This is a genomic window from Alteromonas sp. KS69, from assembly GCF_003989595.1.
Classification (GTDB): Bacteria; Pseudomonadota; Gammaproteobacteria; order Enterobacterales; family Alteromonadaceae; genus Alteromonas; species Alteromonas naphthalenivorans.
In genome coordinates, this window is the sequence record NZ_PYHU01000015.1 from 112,686 (window position 1) to 139,517 (window position 26,832).

At 44.7% G+C, this 26,832-nt stretch carries 19 protein-coding genes; 7 read left to right on the forward strand and 12 right to left on the reverse strand.

Annotated elements, in window-relative coordinates; all coding sequences use genetic code 11:
- Nucleotide 1: 1 nt before the first annotated feature.
- The 3 genes from C7Y69_RS11990 to C7Y69_RS12000 all read right to left on the reverse strand — a co-directional run bounded on the left by C7Y69_RS11990 (nt 2) and on the right by C7Y69_RS12000 (nt 3,937).
- Complete coding sequence (locus tag C7Y69_RS11990; protein WP_126872868.1) at nt 2–1,831, reverse strand: DUF294 nucleotidyltransferase-like domain-containing protein; 1,830 nt, start codon at nt 1,829–1,831, stop codon at nt 2–4.
- Between the two features lie 128 nt (nt 1,832–1,959).
- Nucleotides 1,960–3,666 carry a sodium:solute symporter family protein gene (locus tag C7Y69_RS11995; protein WP_126872869.1) on the reverse strand — a complete coding sequence of 569 codons (1,707 nt, stop codon included), beginning with the start codon at nt 3,664–3,666 and terminating at the stop codon, nt 1,960–1,962.
- 4 nt (nt 3,667–3,670) lie between these two features.
- On the reverse strand, nt 3,671–3,937 hold the full coding sequence (locus C7Y69_RS12000) for a DUF4212 domain-containing protein (protein WP_013782567.1): 267 nt from the start codon (nt 3,935–3,937) through the stop codon (nt 3,671–3,673).
- 257 nt (nt 3,938–4,194) lie between these two features.
- Here C7Y69_RS12000 and C7Y69_RS12005 point away from each other — a divergent pair, with 257 nt between their 5' ends.
- The gene (locus C7Y69_RS12005; RefSeq protein WP_126872870.1) at nt 4,195–7,647 is read left to right on the forward strand and encodes a PAS domain-containing hybrid sensor histidine kinase/response regulator; all 3,453 of its coding nucleotides are present in this window, start codon (nt 4,195–4,197) and stop codon (nt 7,645–7,647) included.
- On the opposite strand, the gene C7Y69_RS12010 is transcribed toward C7Y69_RS12005, so the two are convergent.
- On the reverse strand, nt 7,644–8,282 hold the full coding sequence (locus tag C7Y69_RS12010; protein ID WP_126872871.1) for a mechanosensitive ion channel family protein: 639 nt from the start codon (nt 8,280–8,282) through the stop codon (nt 7,644–7,646). The genes C7Y69_RS12005 and C7Y69_RS12010 overlap by 4 nt on opposite strands.
- A gap of 231 nt (nt 8,283–8,513) precedes the next feature.
- On the opposite strand from C7Y69_RS12010, the gene rimK reads away from it, so the two are divergent.
- The 4 genes from rimK to C7Y69_RS12030 are packed head-to-tail and all read left to right on the forward strand — an operon-like array spanning nt 8,514 to nt 11,892.
- On the forward strand, nt 8,514–9,419 hold the full coding sequence (rimK, locus tag C7Y69_RS12015) for a 30S ribosomal protein S6--L-glutamate ligase (protein WP_126872872.1): 906 nt from the start codon (nt 8,514–8,516) through the stop codon (nt 9,417–9,419).
- Nucleotides 9,420–9,425: 6 nt separating this feature from the next.
- A complete protein-coding gene (locus C7Y69_RS12020; protein WP_126872881.1) occupies nt 9,426–10,448 on the forward strand; it encodes a succinylglutamate desuccinylase/aspartoacylase family protein in 1,023 nt (340 codons plus the stop codon).
- A 14-nt stretch (nt 10,449–10,462) separates the two neighbouring features.
- Nucleotides 10,463–10,897: an ATP-dependent zinc protease gene (locus tag C7Y69_RS12025; RefSeq protein WP_057795882.1), complete on the forward strand. Its 435-nt coding sequence runs from the start codon at nt 10,463–10,465 to the stop codon at nt 10,895–10,897.
- 23 nt (nt 10,898–10,920) lie between these two features.
- Nucleotides 10,921–11,892 (forward strand): amino acid ABC transporter substrate-binding protein, encoded by a 972-nt coding sequence (locus C7Y69_RS12030; protein WP_260563506.1) that lies wholly within the window; start codon nt 10,921–10,923, stop codon nt 11,890–11,892.
- Here C7Y69_RS12030 and C7Y69_RS12035 read toward each other — a convergent pair.
- Nucleotides 11,876–12,529, reverse strand: coding sequence for a response regulator transcription factor (locus C7Y69_RS12035; protein ID WP_013782560.1), 654 nt, complete (start codon nt 12,527–12,529; stop codon nt 11,876–11,878). The two genes, C7Y69_RS12030 and C7Y69_RS12035, sit on opposite strands and share 17 nt — an antisense overlap.
- Nucleotides 12,530–12,540: 11 nt before the next feature.
- A complete protein-coding gene (gene acs / locus C7Y69_RS12040; protein WP_126872873.1) occupies nt 12,541–14,490 on the reverse strand; it encodes an acetate--CoA ligase in 1,950 nt (649 codons plus the stop codon).
- Nucleotides 14,491–14,743: 253 nt separating this feature from the next.
- Here acs and C7Y69_RS12045 point away from each other — a divergent pair, with 253 nt between their 5' ends.
- Both C7Y69_RS12045 and C7Y69_RS12050 read left to right on the forward strand, forming a co-directional pair.
- Nucleotides 14,744–15,910: a DcaP family trimeric outer membrane transporter gene (locus C7Y69_RS12045; protein ID WP_126872874.1), complete on the forward strand. Its 1,167-nt coding sequence runs from the start codon at nt 14,744–14,746 to the stop codon at nt 15,908–15,910.
- A gap of 156 nt (nt 15,911–16,066) precedes the next feature.
- Nucleotides 16,067–18,067 carry an alpha-amylase gene (locus C7Y69_RS12050; RefSeq protein WP_126872875.1) on the forward strand — a complete coding sequence of 667 codons (2,001 nt, stop codon included), beginning with the start codon at nt 16,067–16,069 and terminating at the stop codon, nt 18,065–18,067.
- Between the two features lie 97 nt (nt 18,068–18,164).
- On the opposite strand, the gene C7Y69_RS12055 is transcribed toward C7Y69_RS12050, so the two are convergent.
- The 6 genes from C7Y69_RS12055 to C7Y69_RS12080 form a co-directional block, all read right to left on the reverse strand.
- The gene (locus tag C7Y69_RS12055) at nt 18,165–19,316 is read right to left on the reverse strand and encodes a Na/Pi symporter (protein WP_126872876.1); all 1,152 of its coding nucleotides are present in this window, start codon (nt 19,314–19,316) and stop codon (nt 18,165–18,167) included.
- Nucleotides 19,317–19,534: 218 nt separating this feature from the next.
- On the reverse strand, nt 19,535–20,587 hold the full coding sequence (locus C7Y69_RS12060; RefSeq protein WP_063456778.1) for an aldo/keto reductase: 1,053 nt from the start codon (nt 20,585–20,587) through the stop codon (nt 19,535–19,537).
- Between the two features lie 18 nt (nt 20,588–20,605).
- On the reverse strand, nt 20,606–21,685 hold the full coding sequence (locus tag C7Y69_RS12065; protein ID WP_126872877.1) for a chemotaxis protein: 1,080 nt from the start codon (nt 21,683–21,685) through the stop codon (nt 20,606–20,608).
- A 226-nt stretch (nt 21,686–21,911) separates the two neighbouring features.
- A complete protein-coding gene (locus tag C7Y69_RS12070) occupies nt 21,912–22,478 on the reverse strand; it encodes an ankyrin repeat domain-containing protein (protein ID WP_013782554.1) in 567 nt (188 codons plus the stop codon).
- A gap of 149 nt (nt 22,479–22,627) precedes the next feature.
- Nucleotides 22,628–24,190 (reverse strand): catalase, encoded by a 1,563-nt coding sequence (locus C7Y69_RS12075; protein ID WP_126872883.1) that lies wholly within the window; start codon nt 24,188–24,190, stop codon nt 22,628–22,630.
- A gap of 583 nt (nt 24,191–24,773) precedes the next feature.
- Nucleotides 24,774–26,141 carry an alkaline phosphatase PhoX gene (locus C7Y69_RS12080; protein WP_126872878.1) on the reverse strand — a complete coding sequence of 456 codons (1,368 nt, stop codon included), beginning with the start codon at nt 26,139–26,141 and terminating at the stop codon, nt 24,774–24,776.
- Nucleotides 26,142–26,832 lie beyond the last annotated feature (691 nt).

Genomic DNA, 26,832 nt, shown 5'->3' on the forward strand with positions numbered 1-26,832 from the left:
CCTATGCCATGCCACCGGAAAAATTCATAATAATTGCTTTTTGGGCTCTTTCGATAGCTTGAAACGATGCCTTTAGTTGATGCTTTTCTATAGAAGATAAAGACGACACTGACACACTATTATCTGCCACGTTATGCTGAAGTTGGTGCCGCCAGCGTAATCGATTTAAAAATATCCAAATATCCCGCAAATTCGCTGCATCTTTGGTAGAAAGCTCAGAATTTTCGGGCAACAGAGATAGCCTTGCGAGAGTGCCAGGTACTGATATCCCTCCTGCTAGGGCATAAATACGCGCAATATTGTTGATCAGTGCCACCGCACGTACTTTTAAATCGATCGTATCTTTCAGCTTCCCTCCCTTCTCATAAGTAAATTTTTGAAACATAGAAAGAGGTACAGAGACTTCATTTGCATGACGGGACAATGCCGCAAGAAATAAACTTTGTTTAAGCAGGGGCATTCTTTGACGTTGTAGCGTTTTAAACAAGCCCACATCACCCGCGGCGCAGCGTGCATCAAGAAAGATATTAAAGTGCATAATGGCATCTTTGGTAGGCGCATTTACCCATTTCCGCGCTTGTTCAACCGCTTGCTCTAACGTTAACCTCAGCTCGGGATTACTCGCCATAATATTGCCACTGCATAGCTTAATACCACATTTTGCTAATCCCTTGCAGACATAGTCAGCCATGGCGGCAAAGTAATCGGCTTGTGCTTGCGTGGGCAATTTAGCTAATAGCAACGCGTTGTCTTGATCCGATCCCATTGTCTGATCTTCTCTCGCTTGTGAGCCATAGACTAGCCACGAAAACATCATGCCGGCTTTACCATGTTCTTGCTGAAAGAAGCCAATGAGTTTTCGCGTCATAATATCAGTGGCCTGAGATAGCACTTTACCTGCAATATCATAATCGCCTGCGTGTTTAGCATGTGCAGAAAAGTAGTGTGGAAGCTGCCACGCTAAACGCGTTAATTCGTACAAATTGCTCGCTTTCGACAGTTCGCCAATAATAAATAGAACGCTGCCTCGTTGATGGCGAACAATATCACTGGCCGTCACCATACCCACGGGTTCATGACTGTCTTTATCTAAAATAGGCAGATGATGAATGTTTTTTTCGGTCATTAACGCCATGGCGTCAAATAACGTTAGGTTACTGGCAACATTCGCTGGCGACGAGGTCATAACACTGCTAACAGGGTTCGTCAGCGCAACACCGGCGGCAACCACTCGGGAACGTAAATCTCTATCGGTAACGATACCCACTAGCTGCCCTGCTTCAGTAATGAGAAGAGACGACACACGGTTATCGGTCATCAGTTGAGCCGCTTGTTGAATGGGCGTATTTACATCGGTGCCAATGGGTGCTTTTTCTGTTAAATCACAAAGTGGTTTGTACAACCACATAGATTTTGACTCTGTTATAGCCTGATTTTGTAGTGCATCATGTCGCAATCCATTAAAAAAAGTATTAATGCTATCGAAACGAAGAAGCGCTTTAAATGGTGCTTCATCAAAGCTGTACACTAGACCTGGGCTCTCTACCGTCACCGACATTGGATAGTCTCTACCATCCAAAACACGCTGGAAGCCAAAGTAGTCCCCTTCACTAACATAACGGGGGGCGTCTTGCTCGGTACTTACCGAAAACTGGCCGCTTTGAATGAGATAAATTCGGCGAGATTGTCCAACTAAGGTCTTTAGGTTTTCTTTTGTTACGTAAAGCAATTCTGCCGAGGTAAGTAAATCAGTTAATGAATCCACATCAAGCGTATCAAAGGGCGCAGATGCAGCAACAAAATCTGCGACTTGCTGGGCAATAGCTGTCATACACAATGCTCCTGAAACGATAAAAACCAACCCGCTTTTAGAGTTTCCTCTTTGAACGGGTTGGCTTAATAAAGGCTCAGTTAATTACTGAGCGTCAGCTTTTGGTTTTAACAATTAACTTCTAGCCGTTAGTGTGCAGATGCCTCTCCCGCCCCTTTCGGATAGCGAATGCTTTCTACTAACTCTTGAATTTCTTCCGGCGCCTCATCGGTAAACTTAAACACGATAAAAGCAACAAGGAAGTTAACTATCATACCTAACGTACCTATGCCCTCTGGCGAAATACCAAACCACCAGTTTTCAGGTACATTTGCCGCAGGATTAACAAACTTGAAGTAAATGATATAGGCAGCAGTGAACGCAATACCTGCAATCATGCCTGCAATAGCGCCTTTATCATTCATACGTTTGCTAAAGATACCCATAATAATGGCAGGGAAGAAACTGGATGCCGCCAGACCGAACGCGAAGGCGACCACCTGCGCCACAAAGCCCGGTGGATTAATCCCAAAGTAACCTGCAATAACAATGGCTACCCCTGCGGCCAGTCGCGCATAAAAGAGCTCAGACTTATCGGTTATATTGGGCGCAAAGTTACGCTTCAACAAATCATGAGACACCGATGTAGAGATAACAAGCAGTAAGCCTGCGGAAGTAGACAGTGCTGCAGCTACGCCACCAGCGGCCACTAATGCAATGACCCATGCTGGTAAATTTGCTATCTCAGGGTTAGCTAATACCATGATGTCACGGTCAACTTTCATTTCGTTGCGCTCATCACCAGAGTAAAACATCACCCCATCACCGTTCTTATCGTTGAACTCGATAAGCCCAGTTTGCTCCCAGTTTTTAATCCACGACGGTGCTTGCTCGTAACTTGTACCAGTTAGTTCAGGCCCGTTAATGGTTTCAATCATATTTACGCGAGCAAAAGCTGCAAGAGACGGTGCCGTAGTGTAAAGAATAGCAATAAATGCTAATGCATAACCTGCCGACTTACGCGCATCATGTACTTTCGGTACAGTGAAGAAGCGAACGATAACGTGAGGCAATCCAGCTGTACCTACCATCAATGCAAAAGTAATAAAGAACACATCGATGGTACTCTTCGAGCCGGAGGTATATTCATGAAATCCGAGCTCCACCGACAGACTGTCGAGTTTCTGCAGTATATGCATCCCCGACCCATCTGCGAGCGTGGCGCCGAACCCCGTTTGTGGAAGAATGTGGCCAGTTACCATGATAGAGATAAATACCGCAGGCACAATATAAGCAAAAATCATTACGCAAAACTGCGCAACTTGAGTATAGGTAATGCCTTTCATGCCACCAAGTACCGTGTAGAAAAACACGATAACCATGCCAATAACTACACCCGTCACGATATCGACTTCTAAGAAACGACTAAATACTACGCCTACGCCTCGCATTTGCCCTGCCACATAGGTAAAGCAAACAAAGATCGCACAGAAAACTGCAACGGTTCTCGCGGTTTGGGAGTAGTAGCGGTCGCCAATAAAATCCGGTACAGTAAATTTACCGAATTTACGTAGGTAGGGTGCTAGACACAAGGCAAGCAATACATAGCCTCCAGTCCATCCCATTAGGTAAACTGCGCCGTCGTATCCCATAAAGGAAATAAGGCCGGCCATTGAAATAAATGATGCTGCCGACATCCAGTCTGCAGCGGTAGCCATACCGTTTAGCACGGGAGGCACACCGCCACCAGCAACGTAGAAGTCGTTAGTAGAACCCGCTCTAGCCCATACAGCTATGGCGATATATAGCGCAAATGTTGCGCCTACAATAATAAATGTTAGTAGTTGAACGTCCATGGTATTACTCCTCGTTTACGCCATAACGTTTATCCATCGCCTTCATCTTTGACATATAAACAAAAATTAGAGCGACGAATACATAAATGGAACCTTGTTGCGCAAACCAGAAACCCAGTTTAAATCCAAAAAAGTGGATATTGTCTAGCACATCGACAAACAAAATGCCGGCGCCAAACGACACCGCAAACCAAACGATTAAAAGCTTGGCAAGGAGAGACAAGTTCTCCTTCCAATATGCTTTTTTGTCGTCATCATTTCTAAATGCCATTGTTCCGTCCTCATGTCAGGTTAATCAATTGTTTTATTTTTACATTTTCCTAACGCCCAGCTTTGCTAACATTATTGCCAAGCTTTTTCATTTAGACCGAACAGGCCTCAGAGCGGCAAAAGTCAAGCACTTAGGAGCACGATGTATACTCTAGACCTCACTATTCAAATTCAAAATGAGACCATGGTCGTAGGTAGACCATGGTCGAAATGATTATAATGCACACAGACTTGTTAACTTTACGTTAAAGGGAATTCATGACGTTCGGTTGGGTTACGCTTGCGGTACTGTATCTATTTTTGCTTTTTTCTTTGGCGAGTTGGGGCGATAAGAACTCGCCCCGTGCCCGCGCGTTAACCTCGCATCCAGCCATCTACTCGCTGGCACTGGCCATATATTGCACGGCGTGGACATTTTTCGGCATGGTGGGACAAGCCAGTCGCGACACATGGATTTACCTACCCATTATGTTAGGGCCAATATTGGTCTATGTGCTTGGGTATCGATTTATTTATAAGCTAACTCTGGTGAGTAAAAAGCAACATATCACCACAATTTCTGACTTTATCGCGTCGCGTTATGGGAAGCGTCAAACCGTCGCTCTGCTAGTGACCGTTATCGCACTGTTGGCTACCATTCCCTATATTGCGTTGCAGTTAAAAGCGATTGGCTCTACTTTTCAGTTGTTAACCCAGCAGCCTAATAGTAATTTTATCGTGATTGCTGCCACCACGTTTATTGCTGTATTTGCGATCTATTTTGGCACTAAACATGCCGATGTAACTGAGTACCGCCGAGGGTTAATGCTCGCTATCGCCTTTGAATCTACGATTAAGTTACTGGCGTTGGTGTTAGTGGCTTTTGTGGGCTACAGCGCGTGGCGACAAACCGAAACAGGCCCTTTTCTTGAAACCTTTGTGAATACAGCCGCACTCTCTCAATTTAGCTCGTTCAACTTTATCGCTCAAACCATCATGGCCGCGGCTGCCATTGTATGTCTACCTCGCCAATTTCATGTGGCGGTCATTGATAACCTGAGCCTTTCACACTTAAAAACGGCCCGTTGGTTGTTCCCACTTTATCTCGCGATAATTTCTGCGGTTATTCCCATTATAGCTATTGCGGGTAAAGCTATTTTTGCCGGCGCCAGCGTTGAGCCAGACTCCTATGTACTGTCACTCGCCATGTTCTCGGGCTCGGCCTTGCTACAAGTTATTGTATTTGTGGGCGGATTATCTGCTGCTACTGCAATGATAATTGTGGCAACCCTAACCTTAAGCACCATGCTAACCAATGACGTGATATTGCCCCGCTATTTAGCATTTCGAGGAAATTCTGCGCAAAAAAGAGATTTCTCTGCGCAGATACGCCTTATCCGACGCGTTGTTATTGCTTTCATTTTACTTATGGCATTTTTATATCATCAACAAATGACCAGTAGCCGCTCGCTACACTCAATTGGGCTTATTGCGTTTTCATTAGTCATCCAGTTGATGCCGGCGATCCTCGGTGGATTATATTGGAAACGTGCCCATGCCCATGGTGTTTACGCAGGCTTGTTAGTGGGAATAATACTTTGGGTACTGTGGTTGGTATTTCCGCTCGTAGGAAAACAAACCTCGCAATTTGCCAACAACGAACTTATCAGCCAAGGCGCGATGATAAGCCTTGGCGCTAATACCGTGATGTATATTATTTTCTCTTGGTTCGCCCCGCACCGGCTCATCGACAGAATTCAAGCCGAGGCCTTTGTGTCTCCTGCTGTGGTTAAAAATAGTGTGATTAAAGGTCCTAATAGCAATGTGACGGTATCTGACCTCACCACGCTACTATCAACCTTCATGGGTACAGGTCGATGCGAACAGCTTATTGAGCAATATCAGCATCACAATAGTTGCACGCTGAACCACCAAGCTTCTCCCGATGAAGACTTTCTTGCGTTTTGTGAGCGTGCGCTAGGCGGTGTTATAGGTGCATCCAGCGCCAAAGTGTTATTAGACAGCGCACTGCGTGGCAAGAAAATGGACTTCACGGAAGTGATTAACTTTTTCGATGACACCACGCAAGCTATGCAATTTAATATGACTGCGCTTTTGACCTCGCTGGAGAACATGGATCAAGGCATTAGCGTAGTCGATAAACATTTAAATTTAGTGGCTTGGAATAAGCGATACGCAGCGCTATACACCTACCCTGAAGATTTTCTTGCTGTAGGCATACCCATAGAGAAACTTATCCGCTTCAATGCTTCACAAGGAGAATTTGGCAAACTGGACGTAGAAGCGGAAGTAGAAAAGCGCCTAGAACACTTGCGCTCTGGTACCCCGCACCGATTTAAACGGCAGCGAAAAGATGGCCGCGTAATAGAAATGGTAGGCAATCCCCTACCTGGCGGAGGCTTTGTAACCAGTTTTAATGACATCACCGATCATATTGAAATTCAACAAGCTCTTGAAGAATCAAACATCGACTTAGAAGCCAGAATTAAGCGGCGAACCGAAGAGGTGCATACTATTAACGCCGAGCTACGCCTTGAAATAGAGCGGCGCTCTGGTGCAGAAACTGAACTTATACGGGCTAGAAAGGCGGCTGAAGATGCGAATGCCAGTAAAACTCGCTTCCTGGCACTTGCCAGCCATGATGTACTTCAGCCTCTTAATGCCGCCAAGTTATATATCTCGGCACTAGAGGAACAAGAACTATCGAATGGTGTGCATGAAATCATTCAAAAGCTGCATCACTCCGTGACCTCAAGTGAAGCCCTTATCGGTACGCTTTTAGATATTTCACGCCTTGACCAAGGTGAAATGAAACCAGACATTGAGCCCGTGGATGTGCAGGCTCTTCTCAGCCCGCTTATTGACGATATAAGAATGCGGGCACGGGAAAAAGGCCTTTCACTGCGGGTATGGATTAAACCACTTTGGGTAATGGCCGACAAGACTTACTTATATCGAATTATGCAAAACCTGCTGTCAAATGCAGTGAAATACACCCAAAGCGGCAAAGTTGTATTGGTTATAAAACCCGTAGGGTCAGTCGTTTCTTTTCGTGTTTACGACACGGGTATCGGCATTTCGGAAGATAAAAAAGATAACATCTTTAGTGATTTCTATCGCATTAATCAAAGTGCTGAACATGGTATCGGCTTGGGGCTAGGCGTGGTGCGTAGGTTGAGCCAGCAGTTGGGTAGCGATATAACCGTATCGTCAACACTGCAAAAAGGGAGCTGCTTTACCTTCACCCTGCCAAAAGCCCAGCCAGGTTCTTCGATAAGTACGACAACTAAGCATAAAAACACCACCTTTACTGGTTTACAGGTACTTTGCGTAGATGATCAAAGGGAGAACCTAGATGCCATGCAAACGCTGCTAGCACGCTGGGGCGTTAAGGTGATGTTGGCGGGGTCTTGGGATGAAGCGCTTGCCCTGATTGAGCAAACATCACCTCAGATATTATTGATGGACTATCAATTAAGCCACGATGAAACGCAAAACGGCTTAGCCTTAATAGATAAAATTAGATACCAGCTTGATGCCATATTACCCGCTGCGCTTATCACAGCCACGCCGGATGAAGATTTAGTGGTTAAGTGTAAGGATCAAGGGGTTAACTATTTATCTAAGCCGCTAAAACCCGCAAAACTTAGGGCACTATTACAAAGTATGACTCGCCATATTCGCGAGTCACACTATACCGATAGCGACTAAATTTGGGGGGCGCTTTTCACCTGGCTCTTTTTCGTCGGTTTATCGGATTGTTCTTCCGTTTTAGTCGCTGCGGTTGTTGGGGTTACTTTACCCATGGTGCCCCACGCTGATTTAGGATTTATAAGCACAGGACGAGTTAAAATTAGGTTATTGGGGTACATGAGGGTTTCGCGCTCAGAAGTAACCAGCCGAGTACTAAATGGCCCTAAGTCGGCAATATAGCCCTCTATAAAATTATCGCCATCGAGGATACGAATAAAATTTCCTCGGCGATACGCAACGTTCGTCAACAGTATGAAATAAGCGGTAATATTGCTTATCAGTGACCAACTGGCGAAAAGCGCTACCCCTGTTACCGTGATAATAGAGGTTGATAATACCAATAGACCTGAGAAGTCGATTCCCCACGCTAGAAGCAGCAAGGCTAACGATACGGTCGCCACAATAACTCGTGCGGCAAATAACCCCTTAATTGCGCTGGTAGACTTTAATTTGGTTTTCTCAATATTGGTTTCAAGTTTGGGAAGAATTTTTCGTGAAGCCGCCAAATAAAACAGTAAAACCAACCCACTCCAAATAAGGTTTGATTGGTAGCTCGTAAGCCAAACCAATACCTCTTGCCACCACTGCACCATAGTAAAAAACTCATTATATCCTCATGTTACCCCATGCTATCGCGTAACGTTTTTGAGTTCATCCAGATATTACTGTCGCCACCACAATAATAATTCGTAAGACCATTAATAAAAGGTGCTTTATGATGCGCGCCAATTCGCTGCAGTCCGACTAATCTGGCTATGCACCCAAAAAGGTGCTAATGATTAAGCAGCACTTTTTTTAAAATTTATAACCACAGGCAATTTACAATGCGCATAGCGATTTTATCCCGGAACCCTCGTCTCTATTCAACTTCTCGCTTAGTAGAGGCTGGACGTGCTCGCGGTCACGAAGTAGATGTTATCGATACCATGCATTGCTATATGGATATCACCAGTTCTCGTCCATCGGTGCGTTACAAAGGTAAAAGACTTCCTTATTACGATGCGGTTATTCCTCGCATTGGCGCTTCTGTTACCTTTTACGGTACTTCGGTTGTACGCCAATTCGAAATGATGGGCACTTACAGTGTTAATGAGTCTGTGGCGATAAGCCGCTCTAGAGACAAGTTACGTTCTCTACAACTGTTATCACGTAAAGGCATTGGCATGCCACGAACTGGCTTTGCCCACCACCCAGATAAGATAGAAGACGTGATAAAAACCGTGGGCGGTGCGCCAGTGGTCATTAAACTACTTGAAGGGACTCAAGGTATTGGTGTGGTATTGGCTGATACCCATAAAGCGGCTGAATCAATTATTGAAGCCTTCATGGGGTTAAATGCCAGTATCCTAGTGCAAGAGTTTATTAAAGAAGCGGGTGGCTCTGATATTCGATGCTTCGTAGTAGGCGGTAAAGTGGTTGCCGCAATGAAACGACAAGCGGCACCGGGTGAGTTTCGCTCTAACCTTCATAGAGGCGGTCAAGCCAGCTTAGTAAGACTAAGCCCAGCTGAACGCAAAACTGCCGTAGACGCTGCTAAAACGATGGGTTTGAACTGCTGTGGCGTAGATATTTTGCGTTCAAATAATGGGCCTGTAGTGATGGAAGTAAACTCTTCACCAGGCTTAGAAGGCATTGAAAAAGCCACTAATAAAGATGTGGCCGGTATGATCATTGAATTTATTGAAAAAAGTGCAGAGCCGCACAAAACCAAAACACGAGGTAAAGGCTAAGTGGCAGTGGATAATTTAGTCATTGGTGGGCAGAGTATCGCGCCAGGCGAATCAGTGAAAATTGAGCTGGAGATGCCCCCGTTATACACCGCGACAAACATGAGCATTCCCGTGTATGTTACCCGTGGTAAACGCCCTGGCCCGACGATGTTTGTTAGCGCCGCTATCCATGGTGATGAACTCAATGGTATCGAAATTGTAGGCAGACTCATTCGCTCACGAGCCATTGAACGGTTAAGAGGTACCCTAATCGCGGTGCCGATGGTGAACGTGTACGGGGTGTTAAACCAGTCTCGCTATTTGCCTGACCGCCGCGATCTAAATCGCAGTTTTCCTGGCAGTAAGAAAGGTTCGCTTGCAGGCCGACTAGCCAACTTGTTCTTAAAGGAAATTGTGCAAAAGTGCGATGTAGGCATAGACCTTCACACTGGCGCAATCCACCGTAGTAATTTGCCGCAAATTCGCGCCGACTTAGACGACCCTGAAGTACTAGAGATGGCAAAGGCGTTTGGCGTTCCCGTATTATTAAACGCTGAGCTGCGGGAAGGTTCGTTACGTGAAACCGCCAGCGAGAGTGGCGTTAAAATTTTGCTCTATGAAGCAGGGCAAGCCTTGCGATACGATGAGTTCTCTATTCGCGCTGGACTTCGCGGTATTATTAATACCATGCGTCATTTGGGTATGTTGAATAAGAGTCGTAGTAAGGGGCACAGTATTGAGCGATTTATTGCCCGTCAGAGTGGCTGGATACGCGCTACAGAAAGTGGCTTTGTTACTCATTTAGCCCAGTTGGGCGATCACGTGAACAAAGGGGATAAACTGGCGACCATAGCTGATCCGTTCGGTGGATATTTGGCCAGTATTGAAAGCCCCGCTGAGGGGGTAGTGGTAGGTAAACAAAACATACCTCTGACGCAAGAAGGAGAAGCGGTCTATCACATTGCCTATTTCTCACAACCCGATACAGTGGCAGAGCATGTAGAGTTATTGCAAGACAACCTGCTACCAGGTGAAACGGATAATACTTGATTGAAGGCGAACACATGAAAAATAAAAAAATAGTGGGTGCGGTGGAATTATGTGACCTTCCCGCATTTACCATCACTGATTTAAATGTTCGGGTTGATACCGGCGCAGCAACCTCTTCATTGCATGTAGATAATATTGAAGAGTTTGAGGTAGACGATGAATTATGGATTCGCTTCGATATTCATCCTGATATTCATAATGTTGATAGAGTGGTTAGAAGAGAAGTAAAAGTTGAAGCAAAAAAGCGTGTCAAAAGCTCAACGGCCACAAGAGAGAAGCGTTATGTGATAGTAACGCCTATAATAATGGATAGTGTGCAATGGGATATTCAATTAACCCTAACCGACCGCTCTGAAATGACGTATCTTATGTTACTTGGCAGAGAGGCCATGAGCGGCCATTTTTTGGTTGATCCTGAGCACGACTTTTTACTTACAGGGAAGGATTGATAGTCGATACAATGATAGGACATATGATCAGTCGAATATTACTCTCGTCAGCTTTTATACTACTAAGTGGCTTATTCACTTCACTAGGTTTAGCTGGCGAGGTCACTGACTCACCTAGCCTAGAAAAGAACACTAAAGCAGCATTGCCTCATAGAATACTGCGCCTTCCTAATGTTCATCCTGGTCGAGATCCCGTTTACGCATACGCCAAAACCCTACTTTCAAAAGCACTGGAAGTGACAGAAGATAAGTATGGCACCTTTGAGTTGCACGTCAGTAAACAGGAAATTGCGCAAGAGCGCCAATTAAGAAGTTTAGAACACGACATGTTAGATGTAACGTGGAGCGTGTCTTCTATCGACAGAGAAAAACAACATCGAGCAATACGTATTCCTATCATGGGCGGATTTTTTGGCAAGCGTATTATGCTTATTCGCGCCGATGATAATCGCTTCGATAACCCATTAACACTTCAGAGCCTTAAATCAATGCGGGCGGTGCAAGGCTACGACTGGCCTGACACCCGTATTTTTCGTTACAATGAAATTCCCGTGCTTGAAACTACTTATCAAGCCTCTTTTCGAATTGTGGCTGAAGGTTTTGCCGATATGTTTCCGCGCAGTGTAATGGAAATACAACATGAATTGGACAAGCAACCTGAGAGCACATTGAAAATTGAGCCACACCTGGTGGTGTCTTATGAGAGTCCTCTGTTTTACTTTGTTGCATCAGATCAGGAGGCCTTGGCTAACCGAATCAGTGAAGGGCTTACTGTCTTGCTGGAATCTGGAGAATTTCAGGCATTCTTAAAGGCGCAGCCTGTTTATCAGGACAGCATGACGCTGATGCGTGGACGTACTGAGATTGAAATTGAGAACCCTTTGTTAAGCGAACAAAGTAAGGCTGCGCTTAAGCATTACCTTACTTATTATGAATCCGATTTGCTTATTGAACCGATTGAAGTGCCGCTAGAAAAGACTAATGATCACTTGTAGCGGGCGGCTCTAGCTCTAGTTGAGATGCAATTAATACCGCTTGAGTACGATTATTTATGCCAAGCTTTTTAAAAATAGCAGTAACGTGGGCTTTTACCGTAGCTTCGGCAATATCCAAATTATAACCAATTTGCTTGTTAAGTAACCCATCTCGCATAAAGCACAGTACTTTGTATTGAGACGGTGTTAGTGAGGCTACATTATCTGCAAGCTCAGAAAACTCCTCATCAATCTCATCGACACTATCGCTTAAATTAGGTGGTAGCCATACATCCCCATCTAAAATAGCTTGTACCGCATTAGCAATATCACCAGAGCTGGCAGTTTTAGGGATAAATCCCAGCGCCCCGGCACTCATGATTTTTGATATAAGTTGGGTATCTTCCGTGCCAGACACTACAGCTACAGGTACGTCAGGAAACAGTTTACGAATGTGAATTAACCCGAAAAGGTCGTTGCTGCCCGGCATATGTAAATCAAGCAGCAACAGGTCGATATCCTCGCGATTGAGAATATCGACTGTCGATGTTAAATCACCAGCTTCTGATAGCGTCAGCGCTGGTAAAGACAATGACAAAGCGCCTCTTAAGGCATCCCGATACAACGGATGATCATCGGCAATTAACAGGGTTGTCATTGCATTATCCTTTATGATTTATTTAATCGCTCCTCAATGAGTGTATCAACAACTGACGGATCCGCCAATGTAGATATATCACCAAGTTGCTCATGTTCGTTCGCAGCAATTTTACGCAAAATACGACGCATAATTTTACCTGAACGGGTTTTAGGTAAGCCAGCCGACCACTGTATTTTATCAGGTGTCGCAATGGGGCTAAGCTCTTGTCTCACCCAGTTTTTAAGCTCTGTGGTTAGCGCATCATCAACGGCAACACCGTCAATTGGAGTAACATAGACGTAAATGCCCTGCCCTTTAATATCATGAGGGAAGCCCACAACAGCCGCTTCAGCTACTTTTGGATGCGCCACTAGTGCGCTCTCAATTTCAGCAGTACCTAAACGGTGACCGGATACATTTAACACGTCATCGACGCGCCCAGTAATCCAGTAATAACCATCTTCATCACGTCTTGCGCCATCACCGGTAAAGTATACACCTTTGTAAGCACTAAAGTAGGTACTGATAAAGCGCTGATGGTCGCCATATACAGTTCTAGCTTGGCTTGGCCAGCTATCCTTAATCACAAGGTTACCTTCGGCTGCGCCTTCAAGTTCGTTGCCTTCAGCATCGAAAAGCGCAGGCTGAATACCAAAGAATGGCCGCGTGGCAGAACCAGGCTTAAGTGCTGTGGCACCAGGTAATGGCGTTATCATATGGCCGCCAGTTTCAGTCTGCCACCATGTATCCATGATAGGACAACGGCTTTGGCCAATTACACGGTGGTACCATTCCCACGCTTCAGGATTAATCGGTTCACCAACTGTACCGAGTAAACGTAACGAAGATAAGTCGCAACCTTCTGCTGGCTTATCACCATGCGCCATCAATGCACGAATAGCCGTTGGTGCCGTGTAAAGGCTGTTTACTTTGTATTTCTCTACTACTTGCGCGATACGACGCACATCAGGATAAGTAGGTACGCCCTCAAAAAACACCTGAGAAGCGCCATTGATCATAGGGCCGTATACCATATAGCTGTGCCCTGTGATCCAGCCTACATCGGCAGTACACCAGTAAATATCATTTTCTTGATAGTCAAAGGCGTATTTAAAGGTCATGGCGGTATAAAGCAAGTAACCACCGGTAGTATGCACTACGCCCTTAGGCGTGCCAGTTGAACCCGATGTATACAGAATAAACAGCGGGTCTTCCGCGTTCATCACTTCAGGCTCACACGTTGTGGCGCACTCAGCCACCAGCTCATCCCACCATACATCGTGACTTTCGTTCCACGCTTCATCTTCACCTGTTACTTTCTTAACGATGACATGAGTAATGGATGGGCAAGCACCTTTTGACAAGGCCTTATCTACATTGGCTTTTAGAGGTACAGAGCGACCCGCTCGGCGGCCTTCATCTGCCGTAATAACCACCTTGGCATCGCTATCATTAATACGATCGGCAATCGCGTTCGGCGAGAAGCCCCCAAAAATAACAGAGTGAATAGCACCAATACGGGCGCACGCCAACATAGCGTATGCAGCATCGGGGACCATAGGCATATAGATAGCGACTCTGTCGCCTTTAGTTACGCCAAGGGATTTAAGTGCGTTAGCCAATTTACAGACTTCGTCGTGCACTTCTTGAAAAGTAATATCTTGACTGTCTTCAGGGGAGTCACCTTCCCAGTGAATAGCCACTTTATCTGCGTTGTCTGCTAGGTGGCGGTCGATACAGTTGTAACTGGCATTTAATTCGCCGTCTTCAAACCATTTTATGGAAACATCATTGTCACCAAAATGGGTGTTTTTCACTTTGGTCGGCTTTTTAAACCATTCAAGTAAGTTTGCATGTTCAGCCCAAAATGCTTCAGGGTGTGCTACAGAATTAGCATACATCTCAGCGTACTGAGCATCCGTTAAATGGGTGTTACTTTTAATCGCGTCAGGAACAGAAAAAATCTTACTGGCAGTCATAAAAAATTGCCTCCAATATCAATAATGTGAAATGCTTTCATATACTAAACACTGTAATGATTAGACTATAAAGTAAAAATGCGACTTTGGTCTTACGGTTTAGGGACTTTAGTCCTAGGAATTCGACTACTCACCAATTACGACTATAGTCGTATGCGACCATTAGCTTATTTCAATTTGCACCAAGGTCGGCAAATCTATAGAAGTTAACTTTGAATTTACATTTATTTAACCACACTTTAGGGCAAATATAATGAAAGCCATAATAAAAAACTCAGTGCTAGCCGTATCGTTAGCACTTGCAGCGTCTAACGTAACACTCGTTAGCGCCGCTGACTTAGGCGATACCAGCGTTAAATTCACCGGCTACATAAAAGCCGACGCGATGGTGAGCAACTACTCTGAGGGCACGCTAGGTTCCGGTAGTATTGGTCGAGATTTTTACATTCCCTCGCTAACGCCGGTTTCAGGCGGCGATGAAGGCACCCAATTTGATGCACATATTCGTCAATCTCGTTTTAGATTTAGCACCAACACGCCAACAGCGGAAGGTGACGAAATCAAAGGAGTATTAGAACTAGATTTTATCGTCACTAGCGGTGGTGATGAACGTATTAGTAACTCTTATACACCCCGTGTTCGCCACGCCTACATTCAGTATAAAGAATGGTTAGTGGGTCAAACATGGACCACATTTATGGATGTGGGTTCCCTACCAGAATCTCTTGATTTCATTGGTACGACAGACGGCATTACATTCGGTAGACAAGTCATGGTGCGATACACCAACGGCGGTTTACAATTGGCGTTAGAGAATCCTGAAACTACGGTAACACCCAACGGTGGTGGTAGCCGAATTGTGGCTGACGATAACGCCGTTCCTGACTTTGTCGCCGCCTACACCGCTAAACAAGACTGGGGCTACGTGAAAATAGCAGGTCTGGTACGTCAACTTTCATATGATGATGGCAGTGGTATTGACGCCGATGAAACCAGTTATGGTGTCGCCTTGTCAGGAAAATACAAGTTGTCGAGCGGCGATGATATTCGCTTTATGGTGAATACAGGTCAAGGGATGGGTAGATATTCCGCATTGAATGCCGCAAATGGCGCAGTCATCACCGCCGATGGCGATTTAGAGGCTATCGATTCAACGGGTTACGCTATTGCCTATCGTCACCTTTGGAACGACAGAATGCGAAGCAGCTTCATGTTTTCAGCATTAGATATTGATAACGACACTACTCTTACCGGCCTTAGCGTGACAGAAAGCAGCTACAGCGCACGTGCTAACTTACTGTATTCGCCTACCAAAGCCCTTACCTTTGGTGCAGAGTACGCGTTTGCACATCGCGAAATTGAAGAAGGTTTGGAAGGTGATATGAACCGTCTACAGGTTTCTGCGAAATACGCTTTCTAATCTGCCACTTAGCAGTAATGACTACGGGCGCCTTTTTCGGCGCCCTTTTTATTCTTATCTACCTGCATACGTATTCACATTGTTTACATTTAATTTACATCCTAGTGTCTAATAAGTTTTCTCCATGTCGTTAAATAACACCACTAGGACACTATAATGATTAACCGTAAATTGTTGGCTTCCAGTGCAGTCGCCACCCTACTAGGCTGTGGTATAGCCTCCCCCATTGCGCATTCGCAGCCCTCCACATTTGTGCACTTATTCGAATGGGATTGGCAGGATATAGCAACTGAATGTGAAACCTATTTAAGCCAAAATGGTTTTGCCGCCGTGCAGGTTTCTCCGCCAAATGAGCATATTACTGTTCCTCAGTGGTGGGCACGCTACCAGCCTGTTAGCTACGATTTAGAAAGTCGCGGTGGATCTCGTGCAGACTTTATCAATATGGTGCAGCGTTGCAACGCTGTGGGTGTAGGTATCTACGTAGATGCAGTAATTAACCATATGGCCGCTGGGTCAGGCACGGGTACAAACGGGAGTACTTTTGGGAATAAAAATTATCCAATATATTCGCCGCAAGATTTCCATGACACTTGCTCGGTTGATGATTATGGTGACCGATGGCAAGTTCAAAACTGTGAACTAGTCGGTTTAGCCGATTTGAAAACCGAGTCTAGTTACGTACAAAGTACCCTAGCAAACTACCTTAATGATCTGGTAAATATTGGGGTAGCAGGTTTTAGACTAGATGCCTCCAAACATATGCCAGCGCTAGATATATCCAGCATAATCAATCAGGTCAACGGCTCCCCACTTGTGTTTCAAGAAGTTATAGATCAAGGCGGTGAGGCCATTGGCGCTGATGAATATTTCTCAAATGGCCTAGTCACAGAATTTAAATACTCAGTTGAAATTGGCAACGTATTTCGTAATGGCTCACTTGCTTGGCTAAGTAACTTCGGGGAAGCTTGGGGTTTTATGCCTAGCTATAAAGCCGTTGTTTTTGTTGATAACCATGATAATCAACGAGGCCATGGTGGAGGCGGCAATGTAATCACCTTTGAAGATGGACGTTTGTATGACCTAGCGAATGTCTTCATGCTGGCATGGCCATATGGTTACCCCAAAGTTATGTCAAGTTACGACTTCCACGGCGACACCGATGCAGGCGCCCCTTCAGTGTCCGTGCACAACAATGGAACACTTGAATGTTTTGGTGATAACTGGAAATGTGAACATCGTTGGTCGTATATTTCAGGCGGCGTTGATTTTAGAGACCACACTTCAGATAATTTCGCTGTAACCGACTGGTGGAGCAATGGCGGCAACCAAATCGCCTTCGGTCGAGCTAACAGTGGGTTTGTAGCAATCAATAAAGAAAGCTATGTCATGAGTACCACGCTAACCACCTCCATGGCACCAGGCCAATATTGCAATGTATTAACAGGTAACATTAATGCCGCCAAAACCCAATGTAGCGGAGATGTAGTTTCTGTTGAGGCCAATGGATCTGTTGCCGTAAACATTGCTTCATGGGAAGCCATTGCCATTCATCAAGGGGCAATGCTAACTACAGATGAAACCGATGCAGATTGGCAGCGCACTATTATTTTCGTCCAAGCCAGCACCGAAAGTGGGCAAGACATGTTTATTCGAGGCGGAATAGATCACGCTTATGCGGCATCTAATTTAGGACGCTCTTGTACAACGAGTAACTACGCGTGTGCCATTCCCATCATCCACAATAATATGCGCAATACCACAACGGCACCGTGGAAAGCCAACGACAATTACCTTGATTGGTACGGCGTTGAAGCTAGCCAGAGTAGTGAAGCACAAGGCAGCGCACTTGATTGGACTACAAATAATTGGCCCGCAACGTGGGGCGACTTGAAAACCGTGGCTAATGATGGCTTTGGAGAGACCCCGTTGAACGTTTGGGGAGACCATTATTGGATGCTAGATGTTCAAATGGATTGCAGTAAAACCGTAAACGGTTGGTTCGAACTAAAAGCGTATATTAAAAATGGACAAGGATGGGAAAGTGACGTAACACAGTCCGGTACGCCTTATGCCTCTAGCAACCATATGGCGCAATGTGGGAAGCGCAATATGTTTGTATTTGGGCAAAGTAGCGCCGACATAACAACGTTCTAGCACTCCACATTTTGAGGCTATAAACTTTAAAACGACATAAGGCAGGTGCAAAGTAAGTACCTGCCTTAGCTTACTGCTATAACAGCGGTGGAAATACCTACACTGATATAAAAATAATACCTAGCGGCATACAGAAAAATAACCCGCCAATATAAGCGACCCCGTAAAACTTTTTCTCGGCCACAATGACCGACAGCTTGTAAGACAAATCTAACGGAATGTCGCGTAACATAGGCGTACCGTAAATTAGCACCACACTAAAAACGTTATACAGTAGGTGTACCATGGCAATTTGTAACGCAACCCCTGCATTCACCCCCACCACACCCAGTGCTGCGATTAGCGCAGTAATACAAGTGCCAATATTCGCGCCAAGGGTAAACGGATAGATATCTTTTGCCTTTAAAATTCCACTACCTACTAAAGGAACCACCAGCGAGGTGGTGGTAGAGGAAGACTGCACTAACACTGTCATTAGCGCACCTGATGAAATTCCCGAAATAGGGCCCTTCCCGATACTTTTGTGCAAAATATCTTTTGCCTTACCCACCATGAGAGATTTCATAATTTTCCCCATGTAAGTAATTGAAGTAACAATAAGTCCAATACCAAGGATGATTTTGGCGATACCCGGATATACCGAAGGTAAACCGCTTACCATGCCTGTTACGATATTAAGCGCAGGTTGGGTTAGCGCCTTAATAGGGTTAAAACCATCAACCCCCATCGTGCCACCTGCATTTAGCATAGACACTACAAAGGCGCTGGTATGCTCTAGAATGCCAAACGCCATTTCAAGAGGCAGGAATATAAACACTGACATCACGTTAAAGAAATCGTGAATAGTGGCGGCGTTAAATGCTCGTTGAAATTCATCTTTTCTGGCGACATGCCCAAGGCTAACTAGTGTATTCGTGATACTGGTGCCAATGTTAGCTCCCATCATCATGGGCACGGCAATGGTGATAGGTAAACCACCCGCTACCATACCAACAATAATGGAAGTCACCGTACTTGAAGATTGAATGAGCGCGGTAGCTACCATGCCAATAATTAACCCCATAATGGGGTTACTAGCAAAAGTGAACAGCGTTTTAGCTTGATCGCCTGCGGCAAGTTTGAAGCCGCTTCCTATCATGCTAACGGCCAACAACATTAAATACACTAGGCCGATAAGCAGTAGCCAACGGCGCCAGTTACCATGCTGGGTTTCGGTTTCACAAACAAGAGGCGAATCTGATAGAGACATAGAAAATGACAGTCAATAAATAACAGTGGATTCATACTATGACGAAGTTGTGACAGATAAATGACCAAAGTCTAGAGTATAAAATCACCGCAATTTAAAACCTTACTGCAATTCTCGGGCAAGACAGTCTGTGTTTAAGGTTGGCACCAAGTCGTTATGACTTGGCCCTCAACATCAAAAACTCTTGCTCTAACGTTTGCACCTTTTATAGCTAATACCTAATATCCTAACGGGTGACGGCGAACCACCTCGCCTATTTGCTTCAGTGTGCTTTCATCAAGGTTAAGTGAAAACGCAGATAAGTTTTCAGCTAACTGATTGGTGGTAGTAGCGCCAATAATGGTAGAAGTAACACCTGGCACTTGTTTACACCATGCTAAAGCCAATTGCGACGGAGTAATCTTTGCTCGCTTGGCAATTTCAACATAACGAGCAGTGGCTTCACGAGCGGGCTCTTTGTCTCTGAATAACCCTTGGCGCTGAACCAGTGTCCATCTAGAATCTTTGGGTCTATCTCCGTTCATGTACTTACCACTTAGCATACCTGTAGCAAGCGGCGACCACGGTAGATAGGCAATGTTCTCAAGCGCGCACATTTCAATAAGGTACGGCCAATCTTTTAAATGCAGCAAACTGAATTCGTTTTGAATGGAGACCGGTAAAGGAATATTCATTTCTTTGCACAGCGTCAAAAACGTGTGGATACCCCAAGGGGTGTCATCAGATAGCCCCCAATGGCGAATTTTTCCAGCATCGAGCGCTTTTTTGATACCGGTTAAAATATCTCGCATGCCATCGATTTCTTGCTGTTTATCGATTTTTGTAGGGTTTGTGCGATCAGGCCAATGCTTTCCAAAATGCGGGGTAACGCGGTTTGGCCAATGTAACTGGTAGACATCAACGTAGTCGGTATTTAAACGGCTAAGCGAGTCATTCAGTGCCGTCTCAACGGCGCTGGCGGTAATAGGCCCGCCTTCTCTTATATAACTCAAGCCACTTCCGGCAACTTTTGTCATTATAACAAGCGAGTCACGTGATGATTGATTTCTTGCCAGCCAGTTACCTAAAATCCGTTCGGTATCGCCATAAGTTTTATCGTTCGGCGGTACAGGGTACATTTCGGCGGTATCGATGAAGTTCACACCATGCTCAATTGCCATGGCGAGTTGCTCATCGGCGTCTTGCTGAGTATTTTGAATGCCCCATGTCATGGTGCCAAGGCAAATATCCGATACCGATAAGTCGCTACCGCCTAATTTGTTAAATTGCATATCTACGTTCACCTACCTTCAACTTGTCTCTGGTTTTCTCTGCTTTTGTGCTAATTCTGCTTCCACAACAGCGAGTCGTTCTTCAATTGCTTGACGAGACTCTACCATTTCATTGGCAAGTTCAGCCAACGATTTGAACTCAGCAAAACCGAGTTTCCTCGGATCCATCCGCTGATATTGGCGCTTACACCGATAGAAGAACATAACGAAATTAGAGAAGGCCCGGTGAAACGTGGCAAAGCTCTTTACTAGAATTAAAATTAAAAGCACTGAGGTGAGCACCGCAATACTAATACTGTATATTTTTACTTTTTGCTCTTGGTTTTCAATAATAGGCTGTAAAGCGTTGTCAATTAATGTGAGCTGTTGTTCCACATTGTGAGCTTGTCGCCGAAAACGCCCGATCAAACCCTCATTATGAGTAAGACCTAGTGTTTGATTGGCTATAGCAAGCGCCCCCACGGCTTCTTTATACACGCTAAGTAGTTCGTCTACCTGTTCAGATTTACCCGCGTTCCGCGCTTGTGCCAGTAGCTCTATACTTTGAACCGCAAGAGTGGCGAAATAGTTATTGTGGGTTAGTTGAAAATCGCGAATGGCCAGCCTTGCGCCGTCAAGTTGAATGAGCGTATTAGACCCAACATCAAAATACGACTGACTGAGCAATTCCCCCTCAGTATTAATCATTTGCCCTAGCAAGCCAGATGTTGGGGTAAGCCCTATCTTGGTTTGTAGCGCAACGACTTGCTGGAAAAGTTGTTGGTATTCATCCAAGCCTTCGGCTAAATTCCCTAACTGCGACATGGGCATATCATAATCGCTAATTAAAGGCGTAAGCTGATTAAGCCGAGTGCTAAAACTCTCAGAACGCTCGATAAATAACTGAAAGTACTCCTGCTGATGGCGCATCAAAAAGTCTTTCTCGTGGCGCCGCATTTGCAATAAATCTTGCCCCATGCGAAGCAACAAATTCCTTTGCTGATTCAATTCAATGAGCCGCTGCGTAAAATAATGCTGACTGACCACCAGCATGCCCATTCCAACAACACAAATCAGTGTCATTAGTACAAGCCTAGATTTTATAGAGTCAAACTTCATTCATGAGATCCCCTTAGGTATTTCATTTACACTGCGCGCTGGGAACTAGACATACTACTTGAAGATAGACCAATTCACTCTATCTAGCTCAATAGGCATAAGAGTAATTAAATAAAATGACAATCTATAGTGGAGACTCAATATTTTAGCTAAACGTTTTTGAGGTGTTAATGGAAAAAGGGGCGAGCGCCCCATTTCTATCATTGATAATGTAAACCGAGAGGTATCACCGATTAACGTTTGACTCGTTCAGCGTTTTCGCCAATTTATAATTGCCTTGCGATAAGGCAATATCGGCCACTGAGTTACCTGCCAAGTCTTTGTGCTGCGGGTTAGCGCCTTGCTCAATTAACTCATTCACTAAAGACTGCCTATCGAACAAACTAGCGAACATAAGTGCCGTTTGACCTTGAGAGTTAGTTTCATCGATATTGCATTGTGCAAACATCAGTTTTCTAGCCACACTCAAATGCCCTTTGAAAATAGCCCCCATTAGTGCGGTGTTACCTTTGTTATCTTCCTGGCAGGCATTGATATTTTCCTTGCCAAGTAAATAATTAACCGCATCGTTGTGACCATGGTAAGCCGCTAGAATAAGTGCGGTATAACCTTTTTCATCAGCTACGTTTCCATCAAGACCGGCCTGATAAAAGGCTTGAAGCAATTCAACGTTGCCCTCACGCGCGGCATCAAAATAGTGCGCTTTCAGCTCATCAATACTGGATTGCGCATGACATAGACTCACGCTAAGCATTAAAGTAAAAACCAAAAGTGTGCGTTTAACGATGTGCATTGTGGGTCTCCTATGTCGTCTTTAATAATGATAAATATGAGTAGTTGATATGAAAAAAGCTACAAGGTAAAACAGGTGGTTCAAACGAAGTCTTTGATAACTATAACTGCCCTACCTAAATAGGTAGGGCGAGTTGATAGTGGTGTTACTTATTGCATAAGGGCAGTTAAGCTTTCCGCTACTTTCTTCGCTTTAGCAGCGCGGGCTGCTTGCTCGTCCATTAGTGCTTTTGCTTCTGCACGTACTTGCGAGATAGAAACCTTAGCTAGCTTAGCAACGCCGGTACCGTATTCTTTATCAGCGTTGTACATGAATGCACTGATGATAACGCGAATCTCTTCTTCAGGTACCGATGCTAATGCACCACCCATGTTGTTGATTAAGTTCTTACGACCTTGTTTATCAAGGTTGCGGTAGAACTCACCCGCTTGTTTGAAGTTCTGTTCCTTGTAGAAAGGAATTTGCTGTGTCATACCTGCAAGCGGCTTGCTTGAGTAACGGTATGCTGGATCTTCATTCAAATCTAAGCGACGGCTAGGCTGATAGTTAACATCACGGTTAGTTGATGTAGTACGAAGCTGGCCATGTTGCTCGTGGTTGTTAATCTCAACATTTTTAGGCGCGTTTACCGGAATACGGTAAGCGTTAACACCTAAACGGTAGCGCTGGGTATCAGCATAAGAGAACAAACGACCTTGTAGCATTCTGTCTTCTGATGGCTCGATACCTGGAATTAGATTACTTGGTGCAAATGCAGCTTGCTCAGTTTCTTCAAAAAAGTTGTCAGGTACACGGTTTAACACCATGCGACCAATTTTGCGTGAAGCAACTAACTTCTCAGGCCAGATCTTTGTGGTATCTAACGGGTTGAAGTCAAAATCATCTAACTGCTCTGGCTCAAGTTCTTGCAAATACAAATCCCATGAAGCGGTTTCGCCTTTCTCACCAATGCGAGTGTAAACGTCAGTGGTGTGTGGCTGGAAATCCATACCTTGCTGTTTCATTGCTTCTTCAGCAGTGAAGTTCTTAATAGGTTGGTTCGCTTTCCACGTAAATTTCACGTATTTAACGTTGCCTTCATCATCAACAAATTTGAAAGCGTGAACACCTGAACCATCCATATTTAGGTAGCTTGCTGGCGTACCATAGTCAGAAAACAGCATGGTTAGAGTGTGCGTAGACTCTGGAACATGCGAGAAGAAGTCGAATACACGCTTAGCATCTTGCTTGTTAGTTACCGGAGACGGTTTAAATGCGTGAACCATATCTGGGAATTTAATTGCATCACGGATAAAGAACACAGGGAAGTTGTTACCGACTAAATCCCAGTTTCCTTGCTCAGTGTAAAACTTCACAGCGAAACCACGAGGATCACGAAGTGTTTCAGGCGAAAGGTGTCCGTGTACTACTGATGAAAAGCGCACGAATACTTCGGTCTTTTTACCTTCACCTTGGAAAGGTGCAGCAACTGTATCTTCAGATAAGTCTTCGTAGTTTTCATAGTAACCATGGATACCAACACCACGGGCGTGAACTACTCGCTCTGGAATACGCTCACGGTCGAAAGCCGCTAGCTTTTCAATTAAGTGAGAATCTTGTAAAAGCACAGGGCCCCAAGGACCAGCAGTTTGCGAGTTTTGGTTGTCTCCAACTGGTGCGCCATTTTGACGAGTAAGGGTATCCGCTTGAGCACTTAAGCCCATGCTTAACATACCTACGGTTACACAACTTATTATACTTCGGGTAAACAATCGCTTCATTTTATGCTGCTCCTGAAAAACGAGTTTTATTGGTCGGGGTTTTCTGAGCGACACAAACTTGGTCGCCATAATAGTTATTTGCATAGTTGCAAACCGATTGTGCTGGTTTAGCAACGAGTTTGTGCGGTGTAAGTTTTCTTAGAATTGTGCTCACAACAGCTCTCCTTGTTAGATGCGAGGATTATTACCGTTCTACGAAAACTATTAAAATGACATAAACTGATTAAGTTAATTGAATTTATAGATGTGACTAAAGAATAGAAAAATGATTGAGGTTTTCGATTGGCATTTTAGACTGGGTGATCTTGGGAAAATTTGCGATTTGTTCGATAGTTTAATCAACAAGTCAATTTTTAACTCAACACCAATAGGTTAGTATCTTTGATACTTATTTCAGAGTGACAACGATGGGAGATAAGAGAATACACAAAGGGGTTTAAGGCAGAAGCAAAGGTAGGAAGATAGACAGAAAGGTAATGTACTTCACATACATAAAGCACATTACCGATAATCAGTTACTTGAACATGGGGCTAGTTAAAGCGCCATCCAGGGGCCTGTAATGGCCAAGGTCTTACTGGGAGAGTACATATTCACGAACAATACACTACCGTCGTTAGTGAAGCACGCGCCAGCAAGTTCGGTTTGCGCGTGTAGTTTGGCAACGTTATAAATATCCCCCTCTGGTGTAACCCCGCGAAGGTGATTATCTACAATTTCAGTGTACTGATCTTCGCATACAATCAAATGGCCATTAGGGCTAACAGTCAGGTTATCGCCGAAGTTAAATAAGTTAGCGTCATCACTTTCAACGAATAATTGTAATCTGCCACCTGAAGCCTGAGAGTTTGAAGCAGAGTCGGCTTTAGCGCCTTGTGGCTGATAACGCATTATCTGACCTAATTGCTTAGCTCCGCCATTGGTGCAACAAAAATACAGCTCGTTGTTGCCCCAATGCAGCCCTTCACCTCGAGCAAACAACGTTGCGCCCGCCTTATAACCTTGAACACGCAAGTCATCATTAGGGCTTTCTGGCGTATGTAAATCGACCCAATCTACATTTAACCATTCCCCTAGATTCATACGCGCCTTATCCCAGTTACGAGAGTCGAACTGAGGCACACCTTTTATGCGTAAAGCCTGTAACTTACCGCCTTTATCCAGCTGGCCTTTAACACTAGGAATAAAGCGATAAAACAAACTATCGCCTCTGTCTTCCGTTAAATAAACAATACCCGTTTCTGGGTCGACACAAGCCGCTTCATGATTAAACCGCCCCATAGCCTTAAGCGGTTTAGCCTCTACTAACGTCTCAGCATCAGCAGGTACTTCAAAGATATAGCCATGCTCTTTCGAAATAACACCGTTAGGTTTATCGACCGATTCTTCGCATGTTAACCACGTTCCCCAAGGCGTAATACCGCCAGCACAGTTGCGAATAGTACCGACTAAGCTAACAAACTCTTTTTCAACAACCTTGGTATCGAGATTATAAACCAGCGTGGTGGTGCCTCCTGGCAGCGCGACACCATTTTCAAAATGATCATAAGCAAGCTCAGTAGTATGAGTTTGAATAGATTCAGGCTGGATAGATAGGTGAGCGGCCTGTAACTCGTGATTACGTACTAAGGCAACCTTATTGTTACCTAGCGAGAAACATCCCATGCCGTCAGCTCTATCGGGCACATTTAATCCATCGCTCATGGCATCACCCAGTTCAGAGATAACCTGGTAACTAAAACCCTGAGGTAAATCGAGAAGTTTCTTAGGATCAGGCACAAGCGGCCCATAGCCTTTGGTGGTTGGCGTTAACACACCCGCATTCGCTTTACCCAACGCACTTGATGCCAACCCAGCAAATGCCAAGGTACCCGCCCCTTTAAAAAACTGCCTTCTATTAATCATTATTATCACTCTTTGTACTAATACTTACGCACCTGATTTACGTGTACCCGATTAAACCAAATACTGCCTGCATCTATCATTACACACTATTGTTACATTATAACGTTTGTTACCTTTTCTCTATGACAATTACCGATGTTTTTATAGAAGATAGCTACCCTAGTAACCCATTGCAGTTAAACCGGTCGATGATATTTAAAGAAAAGTACAACAAAATTTACTTTTGTTGGTGAAATCACATGGCAATAGACCTAGAGATAAGGGATGGGTTCAGAGTGATATAACTAAAATGAGTCAGCTTTTGACTACACCTTAGGCTTCATATCAAACTTCTCATTGTGAAATAGAGTTTTGAGAGCTTTGTGCGCCTCGGAAACTCTCTACAGCATGGATGCTGTAGCGAAGGCCCCATGAATGGGTTTACGCAGTTTCCTTACCCTACCATAAACAGCCTGCTGTGTTGTCAGAGGCGGCAGTAGAAGCCCATGTGAAACCCTCAGCAGCATGGATGCTGCTGCGGAGGCTCCATGGATGGATTCACGCCGTGTTTCACATGGGCTTCTACTGGCGACTAAACCTACAGACACAAAAAAGGCGCTCAAATGAGCGCCTTTCTTTTATGCTTTGGTTTGCTTAGATTAAAGAATATTTACTACAACACCAGCACCTACAGTACGGCCACCTTCACGGA

What these genes read in the sequence shown, in the direction of transcription:
- C7Y69_RS12030 (WP_260563506.1), top strand. Translation starts at nt 10,921, where the DNA reads ATGATCAGTCGAATATTACTCTCGTCAGCTTTTATACTACTAAGTGGC.
- C7Y69_RS11995 (WP_126872869.1), bottom strand. Translation starts at nt 3,666, where the DNA reads ATGGACGTTCAACTACTAACATTTATTATTGTAGGCGCAACATTTGCG.
- C7Y69_RS12075 (WP_126872883.1), bottom strand. Translation starts at nt 24,190, where the DNA reads ATGTTAAGCATGGGCTTAAGTGCTCAAGCGGATACCCTTACTCGTCAA.
- acs (WP_126872873.1), bottom strand. Translation starts at nt 14,490, where the DNA reads ATGACTGCCAGTAAGATTTTTTCTGTTCCTGACGCGATTAAAAGTAAC.
- C7Y69_RS12010 (WP_126872871.1), bottom strand. Translation starts at nt 8,282, where the DNA reads ATGGTGCAGTGGTGGCAAGAGGTATTGGTTTGGCTTACGAGCTACCAA.
- rimK (WP_126872872.1), top strand. Translation starts at nt 8,514, where the DNA reads ATGCGCATAGCGATTTTATCCCGGAACCCTCGTCTCTATTCAACTTCT.
- C7Y69_RS12055 (WP_126872876.1), bottom strand. Translation starts at nt 19,316, where the DNA reads ATGTCTCTATCAGATTCGCCTCTTGTTTGTGAAACCGAAACCCAGCAT.
- C7Y69_RS12070 (WP_013782554.1), bottom strand. Translation starts at nt 22,478, where the DNA reads ATGCACATCGTTAAACGCACACTTTTGGTTTTTACTTTAATGCTTAGC.
- C7Y69_RS12005 (WP_126872870.1), top strand. Translation starts at nt 4,195, where the DNA reads ATGACGTTCGGTTGGGTTACGCTTGCGGTACTGTATCTATTTTTGCTT.
- C7Y69_RS12060 (WP_063456778.1), bottom strand. Translation starts at nt 20,587, where the DNA reads ATGCAATTTAACAAATTAGGCGGTAGCGACTTATCGGTATCGGATATT.
- C7Y69_RS12045 (WP_126872874.1), top strand. Translation starts at nt 14,744, where the DNA reads ATGAAAGCCATAATAAAAAACTCAGTGCTAGCCGTATCGTTAGCACTT.
- C7Y69_RS11990 (WP_126872868.1), bottom strand. Translation starts at nt 1,831, where the DNA reads ATGACAGCTATTGCCCAGCAAGTCGCAGATTTTGTTGCTGCATCTGCG.
- C7Y69_RS12035 (WP_013782560.1), bottom strand. Translation starts at nt 12,529, where the DNA reads ATGACAACCCTGTTAATTGCCGATGATCATCCGTTGTATCGGGATGCC.
- C7Y69_RS12080 (WP_126872878.1), bottom strand. Translation starts at nt 26,141, where the DNA reads ATGATTAATAGAAGGCAGTTTTTTAAAGGGGCGGGTACCTTGGCATTT.
- C7Y69_RS12000 (WP_013782567.1), bottom strand. Translation starts at nt 3,937, where the DNA reads ATGGCATTTAGAAATGATGACGACAAAAAAGCATATTGGAAGGAGAAC.
- C7Y69_RS12065 (WP_126872877.1), bottom strand. Translation starts at nt 21,685, where the DNA reads ATGAAGTTTGACTCTATAAAATCTAGGCTTGTACTAATGACACTGATT.
- C7Y69_RS12050 (WP_126872875.1), top strand. Translation starts at nt 16,067, where the DNA reads ATGATTAACCGTAAATTGTTGGCTTCCAGTGCAGTCGCCACCCTACTA.
- C7Y69_RS12025 (WP_057795882.1), top strand. Translation starts at nt 10,463, where the DNA reads ATGAAAAATAAAAAAATAGTGGGTGCGGTGGAATTATGTGACCTTCCC.